Raw genomic sequence first — 15464 nt, forward strand, 5'->3', positions numbered from 1 at the left:
GCCCGCCGCCGGTACCGCTGCCCCAGACCCAAGGAGTCACACCCATGACCACACCGCGCCGAAGCGCCCGCCACCTGGTCCGCCGCTGGTGGCCGGTGGCGCTCGCGGTGCCGCTGGGCGCCGCGGCCGGCGCCGGGTACGCCGTCGTCTCGCCCCCCTCGTACTCGGCCAGCGCCTACGTCCTCGTGGTGCCGCAGAACCAGGGGGAGTCGGGGACCGCGACCAACTTCGCCCAGGCCTACGGGCGGCTCGCGGGCCAGCCCCAGGTGCTCGCGGCCGCGGCCGCCGAGACCGGGCGCACCCGGGCGGAGCTGGAGTCCCTGGTGTCCGGGACGACCTCCCCGGACGCCCCGATGATCGAGATCACCGGCACCGGTCCGCGCGCCCGGGAAGCCGCCCGGACCGCCGACGCGGTGGCCCGCTCGCTGGTCACCTTCGCCAACACCAGCAGCAGGGACACCAACGTACGGCTGGTGACGCTGGCCCCGGCCGCCGAGCCGGACAAACCGACCACGCCCTCCGGCAAGCTGGACGTCGCGGTCGGCGCCGCGGCGGGGCTGCTGCTCGGCTCGCTGGTGCTGATGACCCGGCGGCGCGGCGGCGCGGCCGGCGCCGAGGCCGAGGCCGAAGCCGGTGCTCCGACAGCTGCCGGGGCCCCGTCGGCGCCCGCCGCACCGGCGGTTCCGGAGCCGGCCGCGGCCGCCCCGGCCCCGGCCCCGGCCGCACCCCGCCCGCGCAGTGCGGCGCAGGCCGGCCGGACCCGGCCGAAGACCGAGACCAAGGAAGCCTCCAGCACCGAGCCGAAGACCGCCCCCAAGCCCGCCCCCAAGCCCGCCGCCGAGCCCGCCGGGAAGGCCGGCACCCGTCCCGGCGGCAAGCCCGAGGCGGAGACCGAGCCCCCGGCCGAGGCGAAGACCGCCGCCGGGAGCGGGCGATGAGCACCGAGGCCCGCGCCGCCGGCCTGCCGGCCCGGTCGGCCGCGCCGGTCTGGACCACCGAGCTGCGCCGCGAGGACGACGCCCTCGACACCGTCGCCGAGGAGTGGGACGACCTGACGGCCCGCTGCCGCACCGCCACCTTCTTCCAGGCCGCCGCCTGGCAGCGTTCCTGGTGGCGCCACTACGGCCGCCCCGGCGCGCTGGTGGTGGTGCTGGTCCGCCGGGACGGCCGGCTGGTCGGCGCGGGTGCCTTCATGCGGCGCGGCGGCCCGTTCGGCGGTCTCACCGGCCTCGGCGGCGGGCTGGTCGACTACGGCGACGTCCTGCTCGACGACGACTGCGCGGACCGGGCCGCCGCCGAGTTCGCCGCCGCCCTCCCGCTCACCCGCCCCTGGCACTGGCTGGAACTGCGCGAGGTGCACCCCGAGGCGGCGGTCCAGCGGGTGTACGAGCACTGGCGCGGCTCCCGCCGCCGCCACGAGGACTCGCTGTGCCAGTACCTCCCGGCCGTTCCGATGGAGCGGCTGCTCAAGCGGGTGCCCGGCAAGACCGCCCAGCGCAGCCGGGTGAAGCTGCGCAAGATCGCCGAGGCCGGGGTGCGGGTCAGCTCCACGCCGGTGGACGAGGTGCCCGCCGCCCTGGAGGGACTGCTGCGGCTGCACTTCCAGCAGTGGCAGGAGCGCGGCGTCACCGCCGAGCACCGCACCGAGCGCTTCGCCCGGCACCTGACCGAGTCCACCGTCGGCCTGGTCGCCACCGGTCGGGCGGCCGTCCACCGGTTCCACCTGGACGGCGAGTTGGTCGCGGTCAACCTGCTGCTGCTCTGCCCCTCCTTCGGCGGGCTGTACCTGTACGGCGCCCATCCGGGGCTGCGCGAGCGGCTGGACATCGCCGGGCTGCTGTTCGGCGCGGCCCTGGACGAGACGGTCGGCGCGGGCATCCCGGTGCTCGCACTGCTGCGCGGCCAGGAACCGTACAAGCAGCGCTGGCGGCCGGACCGGCTGCCCAACCAGCGCCTGCTGCTGGGCCCGGCCGGGATGGCCCCGGCGGCCGCCGCCCGGGCCGGCGCGGTGCGTGCCCGGCAGGCGGCGGCGCACCAGCTGCGCACCCGCTTCCCGCGGCTCAAGGAGGCGCTGCTGGCCCGTAGCCGGGCCTGACCGCTGCTCAGCGCCGCGAGGGCGTCCGGCTCGCCGACGGGCTCGGCGACGCGGCGGCGGAGGGGCTCGCGGTCGCCCCGGGCAGGGCGGGCGGCCCCGGCACGGTCGGCGGAGCGGGCGCGGTGGGCGGGGCCGGCGGGGTGGGGGCGCCCGGCGCCACCGGCACGACCGGGGCCGGTGGCGCCGAGGGCAGCACGAGCGGCGCCCCCGGCGAACCGTTCATCAGCTGCTTGAACACCGCGGTCGAACGCGGGTTGCTGCGGCACTGGAAGAAGCCGTGCGGGCAGTAGTCGGTGACGGTCTGGTAGGCGGTGTCGTGGGTGCGCATCCAGTCGACCATGCGCCGGACGAACTGGGGGTTGTCGCCGTTGCGGAACAGCCCCCACTCCGGGTACGAGACCGGCTTGCCGCGCCTGGCCGCGAACTCCACCTGGTCCTGCAGGCCGTACGGCTCGCGCACGTGGTCGTCGAAGGTGCTGCCGGCGGGCTGGTCGTAGCTGTCCATGCCGATGATGTCGACCACGTCGTCGCCGGGGTAGCACTTCGTCCACGGGATGGCGTCCAGGCCACGGTTGGGGGCGTAGTCGAAGCGGAACCGCTGACCGGGGACCGAGCGCATCACCCCGACGATCCGCCGCCAGTACGCCTTCCAGGCGGAGGGGTCGGGCTTGCAGCGGTGGGTGTAGGTGATGCCGTTCATCTCCCAGCCGAGGGTGATCACGGTGTCCGCGCCGCCGAGTGCCACCAGCCGGCGGGCGAGCCGGAGGAAGTGGCTGTCGAAGTCCCCGCGCGCGCCCTGGCCGAGCAGCCGGGCGACCTCGCCGTCCGGCACGTGCGCCTCGTTGGGCACCAGCATCGGCACCCCGAGCACCAGCAGCCGGGACGGGTCGGCCAGCCGCCACTGCGACCACATGCCGAGCACCGCCGGCTCGCCCTCGATGTCCGCCCAGCCGTTGCCCGCCAGATAGGTGTGGCCGACCTGGAGGTTCGCGTTGCCGAGCCACTGGGAGTACTTGCCGATCTGCGGGATGTAGTTGTCCCAGGAGCCGACGAAGGCGCCGAACGGCGGCTCGTGCCGGGGCCGCTGGACCGGCGGGCGGGGGGCCGCCCCGCGCGGCTCGAAGGCGTCCGAGGAAAGGGCGTGCCGTTCGGTCTGGCTGAGCGGCGTCCCGGCCGGGACGCTGGCCGTGGCCGTCAGCAGCAGAGTGGCGGCGGCCAGCGTCAGGCGGCCGATGCGCATGGTCTGTCCTCCGGACGTCGCGGGGTGGGGGAGCGGGCGGTGACCACCTCGACGGAGGGTGGCGCCGCGCTCGCCGACAGTAGGCCCGGCGACGGACGGGAAAGCCGAATGTCACCCTAAAGTGGGCGATATTCGAACGCCGTCTGCCGCAGCCCCCCATCGGCCCAGCCGCGTGTATCAGCTCTGTAACGGTCCGGCGGGGCTCGCGGAGCCCGTTGCAGCCGGTCCGGCCGGCCGGCCGGGGGCCGACGGTGCAGGTGGGCGGGCGGGCGTACGGGACGGGCGCGCACGATCGGGCGTGCGGCGGGCGGGACGGCCCGGGGGCGATTCCGGCTGACTCGCGCGGTCGGTGAAAGGTACGCTCCGGCCGTGTCCTGGAAGCCGCCGCGTGTCCTCACCCCCCGCTCGTTCCTGCCTGCCCTGGCGGTGATGCTGGTCCTTGCGGCCGGTGCGGCGGCGCACGCGAACAAGCCGGTGCCGTTCGGCGACCGGGTGGCGGGGCCCGCCGACGCGGACGCGACCCCGGTGAACTCCCAGTCGGTCAGCTCGGCCGACCTGGACCTCAAGGTGGTCGGCCCCGGCCTGGAGGCGTACCACAAGCAGACCGGTGAGCGGGCCTGGACGTACCGCCGCGAGGGCGCGGAGGCGCTCTACCTGGCGATGGCCGGCGACAACGCGATCGTGGTCTGGGACGACGGCCTGGTCACCTCGGTGCGCCCGGGCGACCACGAGGTGCGCTGGCACCGCGCCGTGCCCGGCCTCGCGGACTACCTGCGCGCCGGCGGCGAGCCGGGCGCGGACAAGCGGACCGACGCCCAGCGCAAGGACACCGCCGTGCAGCGGGCCGCAGGTGCGCTGCACACCGTCCAGCGGGACGGCTCGCCCTGGCTGGCCGTGGTGACGCCGAACCTGACCATGGGCCTGCGCGACGCCGACGGTGACCTGCGCTACAACGACCGCCCCTCCAACGGCTGCCTCTACGACCCGCTGCGCACCGTCCACACCGACTACGCCGTACTCATCCCGCGGACCTGCACCAACAGCAGCGGGGTGGCCGTCTCCGGGGGCATCACCGGTTACCGGCTGGACAGCAACGGCTGGTCGATGATCACCGGCCCGGCCGCGACCGTGAAGGTGCTGGACCGCAGCCGGGTGGAGATCACCGACGGCCCGATCGTGCCGCCCAAGGTCTTCGACACCAAGGCCGCGGCCCCCGAGACGGCCTGCTCCAGCCCGGACGCCCCGTTCGCCGCGGTCCGCCCGCAGAGCGGCTGCACCGACCCGTCGGCGAGTCCGACGGCGACCGTCCCGCCGACCCCGCCCGCCCCTGCGGCGTCGGCGAGCGACCAGGCGGCCGCGCAGCAGTAGCCGGACCCCGGCGGGTACCCCGGGACGGTAGTGCCCGGGGGCGTTTCGCGCGGCCCGGTAGACTGGCCGTCATGGCTATCTTCTCCGGGCAATAGCGGGCGGCGGCGCCCAGTTCCACCGCGCCGACCGCCGATGAAGCCCCACTTCCCGCTGCCCGGGCCCGTACCCGGCCGCCCGCCCACGTCCCAGGAGTAGTCCCAGCCATGATTTCCGCCAACGCCCTTGAGCTGCGCGCCGGTGCCCGGATCCTGATCGAGTCCGCGAGCTTCAAGGTCGCCGCCGGCGACCGGATCGGCCTGGTCGGGCGCAACGGCGCCGGCAAGACCACGCTCACCAAGGTGCTGGCCGGCGAGGGCCTGCCCGCCGCCGGCACGGTCACCCGTTCGGGCGAGGTCGGCTACCTCCCGCAGGACCCGCGCACCGGCGACCTGGACGTCCTCGCCAAGGACCGCATCCTCTCCGCCCGCGGCCTCGACACCGTGCTCAAGAAGATGCGCGAGAACGAGGACCGGATGGCCAACGGCAAGGGCGCCACCCGGGACAACGCGATGAAGAAGTACGCGCGCCTGGAGACCGAGTTCCTCACCAAGGGCGGGTACGCCGCCGAGGCCGAGGCCGCCACCATCGCCGCCGCGCTGGGCCTGCCGGACCGCATCCTCGGCCAGCCGCTGCACACCCTCTCCGGTGGTCAGCGCCGCCGCGTCGAGCTGGCCCGGATCCTGTTCTCGGACTCCGACGTGCTGCTGCTCGACGAGCCCACCAACCACCTGGACGCCGACTCGATCGTCTGGCTGCGGGACTTCCTGAAGACCTACAAGGGCGGCTTCATCGTCATCTCGCACGACGTCGACCTGGTCGAGACGGTCGTCAACAAGGTCTTCTACCTGGACGCCAACCGCTCCACCATCGACGTCTACAACATGGGCTGGAAGCAGTACCAGCAGCAGCGCGAGGACGACGAGAAGCGCCGCAAGCGCGAGCGGGCCAACGCCGAGAAGAAGGCCGCGACCCTGAACGCCCAGGCCGACAAGATGCGCGCCAAGGCGACCAAGACGGTGGCCGCGCAGAACATGGCCCGCCGCGCCGACAAGCTCCTCGCGGGCCTGGAGCAGGTCCGGGCGAGCGACAAGGTCGCCAAGCTGCGCTTCCCGGAGCCGGCTCCCTGCGGCAAGACCCCGCTGACCGCCAGCGGCCTGTCCAAGTCCTACGGCTCGCTGGAGATCTTCACCGACGTCGACCTGGCGATCGACCGCGGCTCCCGGGTCGTCGTGCTGGGCTTCAACGGCGCCGGCAAGACCACCCTGCTGCGGATGCTCGCCGGGGTGGAGGCGCCGGACACCGGCGAGGTGATCCCCGGCCACGGCCTGAAGATCGGCTACTACGCCCAGGAGCACGAGACGCTCGACGCGGAGCGCAGCGTGCTGGAGAACATGCGCTCGGCCGCGCCGGACACCGACCTGGTGCAGATCCGCAAGATCCTCGGTTCGTTCCTGTTCTCCGGCGACGACGTGGACAAGCCGGCCGGTGTGCTCTCCGGTGGTGAGAAGACCCGTTTGGCCCTGGCCACCCTGGTGGTCTCCTCCGCCAACGTGCTGCTGCTGGACGAGCCCACCAACAACCTCGACCCGGCCAGCCGCGAGGAGATCCTGGGCGCGCTGCGCGAGTTCTCCGGTGCGGTCGTGCTGGTCACCCACGACGAGGGCGCGGTCGAGGCGCTCGACCCCGAGCGGATCATCCTGCTGCCCGACGGGGTGGAGGACCTGTGGAACCCGTCGTACGCCGATCTGGTGTCGCTGGCCTGACCGGAAGTAGACGCCCCATCCGCTTTTCGGACCAGAAAATCTAGTCCTTTCGGCGTGTCCGGGAATGAAGAAGGCCCGGATTCCGTTTAAGCACTTCCTGTCGGCCCGCCACTCGATCGTGGTCGGGCCGACACTGCTGATCAGCTCTTTCTCGGCACCCGGCGGAACCCGCCCGGGGGCGTGCACTCTGCGTGAGCGCCCTGATGCACTCGGATCACCACCGCAGGACCACGCATTTGCGACATCGACCTTGTCGAATGGGTGGCCAGGACGCGGTCGATGGGTGATCATGGGAATCTGACCGAGCAACGCTACGAGGAGGCACGGGTGGCCGAGACTCTGAAAAAGGGCAGCCGGGTGACCGGTGCCGCGCGTGAGAAGCTCGCGGCCGATCTCAAGAAGAAGTACGACTCCGGGGCGAGCATTCGCGCTCTCGCGGAGGAGACCGGTCGTTCGTACGGCTTCGTGCACCGGATGCTGAGCGAGTCCGGAGTGATCCTCCGGGGCCGCGGTGGTGCCACGCGGGGCAAGAACAAGGCGACTGCCGCGGCCGGTTCCTGACGGTCCGTCGGCCCTGAGCTGGATGGCGCGGCGGCAGGACGCCGGCCGAGGAGACGACGGCTGACCACAGCCGGGCGTCCACCCTCGGGCCGAGTGGACCGGCCGCCGATCGTCATGTCCGGATCCCGGACCCCCTTCCCGCTCCGATCTTCCCGGGCCCCGGGCCCTGCCCGTTCGCGCCCAGGTTTGTTACTCTCCGGTAGCCACGTCCCCCGCCACCGGAGGTTCCCGCATGACCGCCCCCGCCACCGACCCGCAGGCCCCGAGCTGGGAGCGGGACGGCGTCCGTCTGGAGATCGACGGCGAACTCGCCGTCGTCACCCTCTGTCAGCCCAAGCGGCGCAACGCCCAGTCGCCCGCGCTCTGGCGCGCCCTCGCCCAGGCCGGGCGCGAACTGCCCGGCAGCGTGCGGGTGGTGCTGCTGCGCGCCGAGGGGGTCTCCTTCTCCGCCGGGCTGGACCGGGCCATGTTCACCCCCGAGGGCATCCCCGGTGAGCCCACCTTCCTGCAGCTGGCCGGCTCCGCGGACAAGGAGCTGGACGACGCCATCGCCTCGTACCAGGAGGCCTTCACCTGGTGGCGCCGCGCGGACCTGGTCTCCATCGCCGTCGTCCAGGGCCACGCCGTGGGGGCGGGCTTCCAGCTCGCGCTCGGCTGTGACCTGCGGGTGGTCGCCGACGACGTCCAGTTCGCCATGAAGGAGACCTCGCTCGGGCTCGTCCCCGACCTGGCCGGCACCAAGCCGCTGGTCGAACTCGTCGGCTACGCCCGGGCACTGGAGATCTGCGCGACCGGCCGCTGGGTCGGTGCGGAGGAGGCCGTCGCGACCGGGCTGGCCAACCTGGCCGTTCCCGGCGCGGAGCTGGACCCGGCCGCCCGGGAGCTCGCCGCCGCCCTGCTGGCCGCTCCCCGCGGGGCCGTGACCGAGACCAAGGCGCTGCTCCAGGGCGCCTCCGGACGGTCGTACGACGAGCAGCGTTCGGCCGAACGGGCGGCGCAGGCGCGGCGGCTGCGGGAGCTCGCGGGCATCGGCGACTGAGCCGGTCCTCGCTGGGAGGCCCGGCCCGGGGACAGTCCCGGGCCGGGCCTCCGGCGCGTCCGGGGCGGCGGCGGGAGCGCGCTCGGCGGGCGGCAGCCGTGGCGGAATGCCAGAGTTGAGGAGGTTTGCGATATAGCTGGAGCCGCTACGAGGGAGATGCGCCCCATGCCTGACACTCCGACGCCCGCGACCATGCACAAGAACCCCGGTGGTGGGCCGACGCCCGGACCACACGCCGGGGCCAGGACCGCGCCCGCGCCGGATGCGGGCGCGGGCGGTGGACAGCCGACCGGTGAGCGCGGCCGGACGGCGCTGGCCGTGGGCGTGGTGGAGAAGATCGCCGGGATGGCCGCCCGGGAGGTCTCCGGCATCCACGCGCTGGGCTCCGGACTGGCCCGCACCTTCGGCGCGATGCGGGACCGGGTGCCCGGCGGCAGGCCCAGCGTCGGCCGCGGGATCAAGGCCGAGGTCGGCGAGAAGCAGACCGCGATCGACATCGCCCTGGTGGTGGAGTACGGCGTGGTGATCCCCGAACTCGCCCGTCAGGTGCGGGAGAACATCATCGACGCGGTCGAGCGGATGACCGGCCTGGAGGTCGTCGAGGTCAACATCGCGGTCAACGACGTCCACCTCCCGGACGAGCCGGAGTTCGAGGAGGAAGCGGAGCCGGCGCCGGCGCCCGGGCAGCGGCCCAAGCTCAAGTGACGTCCGGCGGAGCACGAGGGAGTAGCGGATGAACCTGGCCATCGTCGGCCTGGTGGTGGGCATGGCCCTCGGCTTCGCCGGGTACTTCGGCGGGTTCGCGGCGTTCCTGCTGGTGGCGGCGCTCGGGCTGGTCGGTTTCGTGGCCGGGCGGCTGCTGGAGGGCGACATCGACCTGGGCGACCTCGGGGACCTGCTCCGCGGCCGTGACCGGCGGCGCTGATGGGGGCTTCGGTTCCCGCGCCCGCCCCCGCCCCCGGTGCGGCCCGCCGGGGGCGGCTGCGGGTCGCCGACCGGGTGTACGCGCGGATCGCCGGGAAGGCGGCCCGGGACGTGCTCTCCGAGGCGTGGGCCGGGCGGTCGGCGAAGGGGGCCCCGCCCCGGGTGTCGGTGGCCAGGCCGGGCAGCACGGTGACCGTGCGGGTGGCCGTCGACGCGCCCTTCCCCGCCGACCTCGCGGGCCTCGCCCGCGGCGTACGGGACCGGGTGGCGGCGCAGGTGCTCGGGCTGACCGGGACGAGAGTGTCCGAAGTGGTCGTGGTCGTCGAGAAGTTGGTCGCCGGGGGAGCGTGGTGAGCCGGGACCGGGAGGCCGGCCCGGCGCTGCGGGTGCCCCGGCTGCGCGCGGGCCGGGCGGCACCGGCGGCGCTGGTCGCCACGGCGGTGCTGGTGGTGGCGGGGGCACTGCTGTACGACGTGATCGCGGTGCGGGCCGGGCAGCCGGCCCGGCGGTGGCGGGCGCAGATCGCGGACGAACTGGCGACGCGTCACCTGGACGACCTCTGGGTGCTGGTGGGGGCCGGGGTCTCGACCCTGCTGGGCGGGTGGCTGCTGTGGCTGGCGATCGCGCCCGGGCTGCGGCGGTGGCTGGTGCTGCGGCCGTACGGGGGGACGGAGGCGGCGATCGAGCGGGCCGGGATCGGGCACCTGCTGACGGACCGGGCCGCCGGGCTGACCGGCATCGACCGGCTGCGGATCACGGTCGGGCGGCGGCGGGTGCGGGTGTCGGTGAGCGGGCCGGTGGATCCGGCGGTGGTGCAGCGGCAGCTGCGGGAGGAGCTGGGGCGGGTGGGACTGGCGCGGCCGCTGCGGCTGGACGTGCGGTCCTGGCGCGGGTCGGCCGGAGCGCCGGCCGACGAGGCGCCCGATCAGCCGGCCGACCGGGCGGAGGAGGCGGCGCGGTGAGGCGGACGGTCGTCAACCGGGTGCTGCTGGGGCTGGTGGGGGCGGTGCTGCTGGGGGCCGGGGTGCTGGTGCTGGCGGGCGGGTTGGACCTGTACCGGCGGCTCGGTGTCCACCCGCCGGCCTGGTGGCCGCTGACCTCGCCGGATCAGCCGGTGGTCAGCGCCCGCTCCCGCGGGCGCTGGGTGGGGTCCTCCTGGTGGTGGCCGACGGTGATCGGCGGTCTGTCGGTGCTGCTGGTGGGAACGGCCTGGTGGCTGGTCGCGCAGCTGCGGCGGACCGGGCTGCCCTGGATCGACGTGCCGACCCCGGGGGCGGGCGGGCTGCGGCTGAAGGTGGGTGCCAGCGCGCTGGAGGAGGCGCTGGAGCAGGGCACGGCGGTGCTGCCGGAGGTCGAGCGGGCGGGGGTGCGGCTGGTGCGCGCGCCCGGACATCCCCGGCTGCGCGGGGCCGTACGGCTGACGCCGGGCGGGGACCCGGTCGGGCTGGTGGAGCACTTCGAGGACGGGCCCCGCGCGGACGCCGTCCGGAGCCTGGGGCTGGCGGAGCTGCCGGCCGAGCTGCGGATCCGGGTGCTGCAGGAGGCCCCCGCCGGGAAGCGGCGCCGCGGTCGTCGGCGGGGGCACCGGGAGCTGGAGTAGGTCAGAGCGAGCGGAGGGCGCCGCCGTCGACGGGGACCATCAGGCCGGTCAGGTAGGAGGCGGCGGGGGAGAGCAGGAACGCGGCGACCTTGCCGAACTCCTCCGGGGTGCCGTAGCGGCGCAGCGGGACGGCGGCGGAGGCCTCGGCGCGGGCGGCCTCCGGGTCGGGGGCGAGGGCATCGAGCTCGCGGACCCGGTCGGTGTCGATCCGGCCGGGGAGCAGGCCGAGCACCCGGATGCCGCGCGGGCCGAGCTCGTCGGCGAGGGACTTGGCGGCCATGGCGAGTCCGGGGCGCAGGCCGTTGGAGATGCCGAGGCCGGGGATCGGCTGCCGGACCGAGCTGGAGAGCACGAAGCCGATCACGCCGCCGGAGGGCAGGGTGGCGGCCGCGGTGCGGGCGAGGCGCAGGGCGCCGAGGAAGACGGACTCGAAGGCGTCGCGCCAGGCGGACTCGGGGGTGGTCCCGACCGGGCCGGCCTGGGGGCCGCCGACGCTGATCAGGATGCCGTCGAAGCGGCCGAAGCGCTGGTTCGCCTCGGCGACCAGGCGCTCGGCGGTGTCCGGGGCGGCGTTGTCGGCGACCAGGCCGTGGGCGCTGCCGAGGGTGTCGAGCTCGGCGACGGCGGCGTCGACGGCCTCCTGGGTGCGGCCGCTGACGAGCACGTGGGCTCCGTCGGCGACGAGTTCGCGGGCGGCGGCGAGGCCGAGGCCCCGGGTGGCGCCGGTGACGATGTAGGCCTTGTTCTTCAGTCCGAGATCCATGGGGACATCTTGCCGGGCGGGGCCCGTCCGGCTGGCCCCAGGCCTGCGGATTCGCACTGGCGTTGACGCCCGGGGCAAGGTTTACGGTCGGTACCGGCTGTTCGGGAGGAGTGGTTCGGCGTGCGGATCGGGGAGTTGGCGGAGCGGGCGGGGACGACCACGCGGGCGCTGCGGTACTACGAGCAGTTGGGGCTGTTGCCGGCCCGGCGGGCGGGCAACGGGTACCGGGCGTACGACGAGGCGGACCTGCGGCTGCTGCGGGAGATCCGGACGCTCCAGGACTTCGGCTTCGGCCTGGAGGAGACCAGGCCGTTCGTGGAGTGCCTGCGCGCCGGGCATCCGGACGGGGACTCCTGCCCGGCCTCGCTGGAGGTCTACCGGCGCAAGCTCGCCGAACTGGACGAGTGCATCGGGCGGCTCCAGGAGGTGCGCGAGCAGGTGGCCGGGCAGTTCGCCCGGGCCGTCCGGGCGCGGGACGAACTCGCGGTCTCCGAGCAGCCGCCCCTGTGTGAACTGACGGAGGAGTAGACGATGGTGCGGATCGAGGGTGTGCCGGCGGTCACGGACGAGACCTTCGCGGCGGAGGTGCTGGCGGCCGAGGGGCCGGTGCTGGTCGACTTCACGGCGGACTGGTGCCCGCCGTGCCGAATGATGGCGCCGGTGCTGGCGGACGTCGCGCGGGAGGAGGCCCACCGCCTGCGGGTGGTGAGCGTCGACGTGGACCACAATCCCCGGACCCAGGCGGCGTACGGCGTGCTGTCGATGCCGACGCTGATGCTGTTCCGGGGCGGGCAGCCGGTGCGGTCGGTGGTGGGTGCCCGGGCGAAGGCGCGGCTGCTGCGGGAGCTGGAGGACGTCCTCTAGAACGTCCTCGGGCCGAACGTCCTCCGGCGCTGCCGGGGACTCGGCCTCAGGCGGGCAGGGCGTCGAGCTCGACCTCGGGCTCGGCGGCCTGCTTGGCACGGTCCTTGGCCTCGCGGCGGATGAGCACCCAGACGCCGACCGGGATCATCGCGGTGAACAGCCACCACTGGATGGCGTAGGCCATGTGCGGGCCGATGTCCGAGTGGTTGGGCTCGGGGATCAGCTCGGGCTGGTCGGCCGGGGCGGGGGTGGTGGCGGTGAGCTCCAGGTAGCCGCCGAGGAGGGGCGCGCCGGTCTCCTTGGACTGCTGCTCGCTGTTGATCAGGTTGAACTGGCGGGCCGGGAGGCCGGCCCGGTCCTTGACCCAGCCGCCACTGCTGCCCGTGGTCTCGTCGGCCCGCAGCCGGCCGGTGAGGGTGACCTCGCCGGCCGGGGCGGCCGGGACGGGCGGGTACTCGGTGGCGCCGTCGCCGGAGGGGACCCAGCCGCGGTTGACCAGCACGGTGCCCTTCCCGTCGGAGAGCTTCAGCGGGGTGACGACGAAGTAGCCGAGGGTGCCGTTGGAGTCGGTCCGCTTGCGGACCACGAACTCGTGTGCCGGGTCGTACTGTCCGGTCGCCGTCACGGCGTGCCAGGTGAGGGCGGACGGCACCGCGGCGCCGGGAGCCGCGGACAGGCTGTCGAACGGCACCGGCGACGCCGTGAGGGCCTTGCCGACCAGCTCGTTACGGGCCACCCGCGCCTCGTGGCGGTGCAGCTGCCAGAAGCCCAGCTTGATCGTCGCGGGGATCAGCAGCAGCGCGATCAGCATGGTGATCAGCCACTGGCGGGTCAGCAGAAATCGGTACACATGGGAACGGTACGCCGACCTCACAACGGGCTCACGCACCGGGGTGCGGGGCGACCTCGCGCAGCAGCTGGAGGAAGGCGTCCTCGGTGACGATCGGGGTGCCGACGTCGCGGGCCTTGCGGGCCTTGCCGCTCCAGCTGGTCGGCTCGTTGGTGACCAGCAAACTGGTGAGCCGGCTGACCGAGGTGGCGATGTGCAGGCCGGCCTCGACGGCGCGGTCCTCCAGCACCTCGCGGTCGGTGGCGGTGTCGCCGGTGAAGGCCACCCGCATGCCCTGCACCAGCGGCTTGCCGTCCTCCCAGCGCCCCGGGTTGGGGTACGGGCAGGGCGGGCGCTTCTTGGCCTGGCGGTACTGGGAGCCGGTCCAGTTGCCGCGGCCGGGGGTGGCGGGCTCGTCCTCGCCGAGGTCGGTGACGGCGACGCAGGTCTGCAGCGGCAGCGGGAGGCCGGCCAGGTGGGCCAGGCGGAGGCTGGGCCGGAAGGCCTCGGCGAGCACCCGGGCGTCGTCCAGGGCGTTGTGGGCCTGGCGCTGCTGGACGCCGAAGTGGGCGGCGAGCGAGGCGAGCTTGCCGTTGGGCAGCGGCAGGCGCAGGTCGCGGGAGAGCACCATGGTGCACAGCCGCTGTTCGACGGGGGCACGGAGGCCGGCCCGGGAGAACTCGCGGGAGATCATGTTCCAGTCGAAGAGCGCGTTGTGCGCGACCAGCACGCGGTTCCGCAGGCGCGCGGCGAACTCGTCGGCGATCTCGGGGAAGGTCGGCGCGCCGGAGAGCAGTTCGGCGGTGAGGCCGTGGATCCAGACCGGGCCCGGGTCCCGCTCGGGGTTGACCAGGGTGTACCAGTGGTCGGTGACCTCGCCGTCCTGGTCCAGCTGGTAGACGCCCGCCGAGATGACGCGGTCGGAGCGGCCGAGACCGGTGGTCTCGACGTCGACGACCGCGAAGCCCTCGGCGGGGGCGGCGGAGCGCTGGGCGGGGACCGGGGCGGTCCGCGGCGCGCCGTACGTCTCGGGCTGGATCGGTTGCATGGTCCAACAGGATAAGGGGCGAGTCGGCGGGGTCCGGTCGAAATGTTCCGGTCGGGCAGCCGGAATAGAGTGGTCGGCGGGGGTGTCGTACATCTGGTCGAGATCGTTTCCGGCCGCTCGGTCGGATTTTGTGTGAGGAAGAACGCATGCGCGCCACGGTGATCCACGGACCGAACGACATCCGGATCGAAGAGGTACCGGACCCGGTGATCCAGCACCCGACGGACGTGGTGCTGCGGGTGGTGAACGCCTGCATCTGCGGCAGCGACCTGTGGGCCTACCGCGGGGTGGCCGAGCGGGTGGCCGGGCAGCGGATCGGGCACGAGTTCCTGGGCGTCGTCGAGGAGGTCGGCGCCGAGGTCCGCGGCTTCGCGAAGGGCGACCTGGTGGTCGCCCCCTTCGTGTGGTCGGACGGCGTCTGTGAGTTCTGTCTCGAAGGGCTGCAGACGTCCTGCCCGCACGGCGGGTTCTGGGGGCAGGTCGGCTCGGACGGCGGCCAGGGCGAGGCGGTCCGGGTGCCGTTCGCGGACGGGACGCTGGTGAAGCTGCCCAAGGAGGCGGCGGGTGACGAGAAGTTGCTGCCGGGACTGCTGGCGCTGTCCGACGTGATGTCCACCGGGCACCACGCGGCCGTGTCGGCGCGGGTGCGCCCCGGCGCGACGGTCGCGGTGGTCGGCGACGGCGCGGTGGGCCTGTGCGGCGTGCTGGCGGCGAACCGGCTGGGCGCTGGCCGGATCATCGCGCTGGGCCGACACCCCGCCCGGACCGAGCTGGCCCGGCGTTTCGGGGCGACGGACGTGGTGGCCGAGCGCGGCGAGGCCGCGATCGAGGCGGTGAAGGAGCTGACCGGCGGCCTGGGCGCGCACGCGGTTCTGGAGGCGGTGGGCACCGAGGAGTCGATGCGGACGGCGATCTCGATCACCCGGGACGGCGGCGCGGTCGGCTACGTGGGTGTGCCGCACGGCGGCAGCGCGGGCGTCGACATCGGCCAGATGTTCGGCCGAAACGTTTCGCTCAACGGTGGTGTGGCGCCGGCCAGGGCGTACATTCCCGAGCTCCTTCCGGACGTGCTCTCGGGCGCGATCGAGCCGGGCCTGGTTTTCGACCGGACGGTGGACCTGGACGGCGTCCCGGACGGTTACCGGGCGATGGACGACCGCTCCGCACTGAAGGTCCGGATCGCTTTCTGACGATTCGCCAACAAGGGCGGCACCGTGGGACGGTGCCGCCCTTTTCGGTTGCCGGGGCCGAATCCATGAGTGACGGGAAGGGGTGTTTTTCGGCCAATTGGATGGTGCGAGGGGGTGAACGACCGGCTGATCGCGGTCAAC

18 protein-coding genes are annotated in these 15464 nt (G+C 74.2%); 14 read left to right on the forward strand and 4 right to left on the reverse strand.

The features are described from left to right. The first annotated feature begins 44 nt into the window (after positions 1–44). Positions 45–938, forward strand: coding sequence for a Wzz/FepE/Etk N-terminal domain-containing protein (locus tag ACIRVF_RS40055; RefSeq protein ID WP_402829476.1), 894 nt, complete (start codon positions 45–47; stop codon positions 936–938). Next, positions 935–2095 (forward strand): GNAT family N-acetyltransferase, encoded by a 1161-nt coding sequence (locus ACIRVF_RS40060; protein ID WP_402829478.1) that lies wholly within the window; start codon positions 935–937, stop codon positions 2093–2095. Before ACIRVF_RS40055 ends, ACIRVF_RS40060 begins: the two co-directional genes overlap by 4 nt. Positions 2096–2102: 7 nt before the next feature. Here the strand turns inward: ACIRVF_RS40060 and ACIRVF_RS40065 are convergent, their stop codons facing one another. Continuing rightward, positions 2103–3335, reverse strand: a complete 1233-nt coding sequence (locus ACIRVF_RS40065; RefSeq protein WP_402829480.1) for a glycoside hydrolase family 26 protein — start codon at positions 3333–3335, stop codon at positions 2103–2105. A 369-nt stretch (positions 3336–3704) separates the two neighbouring features. Here ACIRVF_RS40065 and ACIRVF_RS40070 point away from each other — a divergent pair, with 369 nt between their 5' ends. The 9 genes from ACIRVF_RS40070 (at position 3705) to ACIRVF_RS40110 (ending at position 10629) form a co-directional block, all read left to right on the forward strand. Then, on the forward strand, positions 3705–4703 hold the full coding sequence (locus tag ACIRVF_RS40070) for a hypothetical protein (RefSeq protein WP_402829481.1): 999 nt from the start codon (positions 3705–3707) through the stop codon (positions 4701–4703). 203 nt (positions 4704–4906) lie between these two features. After that, entirely contained in the window at positions 4907–6505 is a 1599-nt protein-coding gene (locus ACIRVF_RS40075) for an ABC-F family ATP-binding cassette domain-containing protein (RefSeq protein WP_402829483.1), read from the forward strand. A 327-nt stretch (positions 6506–6832) separates the two neighbouring features. Further along, positions 6833–7066 (forward strand): helix-turn-helix domain-containing protein, encoded by a 234-nt coding sequence (locus ACIRVF_RS40080; protein WP_030285640.1) that lies wholly within the window; start codon positions 6833–6835, stop codon positions 7064–7066. 232 nt (positions 7067–7298) lie between these two features. Beyond that, positions 7299–8105 carry an enoyl-CoA hydratase/isomerase family protein gene (locus ACIRVF_RS40085; protein ID WP_402829485.1) on the forward strand — a complete coding sequence of 269 codons (807 nt, stop codon included), beginning with the start codon at positions 7299–7301 and terminating at the stop codon, positions 8103–8105. 156 nt (positions 8106–8261) lie between these two features. Next, positions 8262–8810 carry an Asp23/Gls24 family envelope stress response protein gene (locus ACIRVF_RS40090; RefSeq protein ID WP_402829486.1) on the forward strand — a complete coding sequence of 183 codons (549 nt, stop codon included), beginning with the start codon at positions 8262–8264 and terminating at the stop codon, positions 8808–8810. Between the two features lie 28 nt (positions 8811–8838). Then, positions 8839–9030 (forward strand): hypothetical protein, encoded by a 192-nt coding sequence (locus tag ACIRVF_RS40095; RefSeq protein WP_380412872.1) that lies wholly within the window; start codon positions 8839–8841, stop codon positions 9028–9030. Then, positions 9030–9383 carry a hypothetical protein gene (locus tag ACIRVF_RS40100; RefSeq protein ID WP_402829488.1) on the forward strand — a complete coding sequence of 118 codons (354 nt, stop codon included), beginning with the start codon at positions 9030–9032 and terminating at the stop codon, positions 9381–9383. Before ACIRVF_RS40095 ends, ACIRVF_RS40100 begins: the two co-directional genes overlap by 1 nt. Continuing rightward, positions 9380–9991, forward strand: a complete 612-nt coding sequence (locus tag ACIRVF_RS40105) for a DUF6286 domain-containing protein (RefSeq protein ID WP_402829490.1) — start codon at positions 9380–9382, stop codon at positions 9989–9991. The genes ACIRVF_RS40100 and ACIRVF_RS40105 overlap by 4 nt, the downstream gene beginning before the upstream one ends. Continuing rightward, positions 9988–10629, forward strand: a complete 642-nt coding sequence (locus ACIRVF_RS40110; protein ID WP_402829492.1) for an alkaline shock response membrane anchor protein AmaP — start codon at positions 9988–9990, stop codon at positions 10627–10629. Before ACIRVF_RS40105 ends, ACIRVF_RS40110 begins: the two co-directional genes overlap by 4 nt. Position 10630: 1 nt before the next feature. On the opposite strand, the gene ACIRVF_RS40115 is transcribed toward ACIRVF_RS40110, so the two are convergent. Next, the gene (locus tag ACIRVF_RS40115) at positions 10631–11392 is read right to left on the reverse strand and encodes an SDR family oxidoreductase (protein ID WP_402829494.1); all 762 of its coding nucleotides are present in this window, start codon (positions 11390–11392) and stop codon (positions 10631–10633) included. A gap of 120 nt (positions 11393–11512) precedes the next feature. On the opposite strand from ACIRVF_RS40115, the gene ACIRVF_RS40120 reads away from it, so the two are divergent. Together ACIRVF_RS40120 and trxA are read left to right on the forward strand one after the other, a co-directional pair. Beyond that, positions 11513–11920, forward strand: coding sequence for a MerR family transcriptional regulator (locus ACIRVF_RS40120; protein WP_402829496.1), 408 nt, complete (start codon positions 11513–11515; stop codon positions 11918–11920). A gap of 3 nt (positions 11921–11923) precedes the next feature. Next, complete coding sequence (gene trxA, locus ACIRVF_RS40125; RefSeq protein ID WP_402829497.1) at positions 11924–12256, forward strand: thioredoxin; 333 nt, start codon at positions 11924–11926, stop codon at positions 12254–12256. A 46-nt stretch (positions 12257–12302) separates the two neighbouring features. Here the strand turns inward: trxA and ACIRVF_RS40130 are convergent, their stop codons facing one another. Both ACIRVF_RS40130 and ACIRVF_RS40135 read right to left on the reverse strand, forming a co-directional pair. Beyond that, positions 12303–13106 carry an SURF1 family protein gene (locus tag ACIRVF_RS40130; RefSeq protein ID WP_402829499.1) on the reverse strand — a complete coding sequence of 268 codons (804 nt, stop codon included), beginning with the start codon at positions 13104–13106 and terminating at the stop codon, positions 12303–12305. Between the two features lie 31 nt (positions 13107–13137). Further along, positions 13138–14133, reverse strand: a complete 996-nt coding sequence (locus ACIRVF_RS40135; RefSeq protein ID WP_402829501.1) for a DEDDh family exonuclease — start codon at positions 14131–14133, stop codon at positions 13138–13140. A 146-nt stretch (positions 14134–14279) separates the two neighbouring features. On the opposite strand from ACIRVF_RS40135, the gene ACIRVF_RS40140 reads away from it, so the two are divergent. Next, positions 14280–15323, forward strand: coding sequence for a zinc-dependent alcohol dehydrogenase family protein (locus tag ACIRVF_RS40140; RefSeq protein ID WP_380412858.1), 1044 nt, complete (start codon positions 14280–14282; stop codon positions 15321–15323). The last annotated feature ends 141 nt before the right edge of the window (positions 15324–15464 follow it).

The sequence above is a fragment of the Kitasatospora sp. NPDC101157 genome (assembly GCF_044768255.1).
Taxonomy (GTDB): Bacteria; Actinomycetota; Actinomycetes; order Streptomycetales; family Streptomycetaceae; genus Kitasatospora.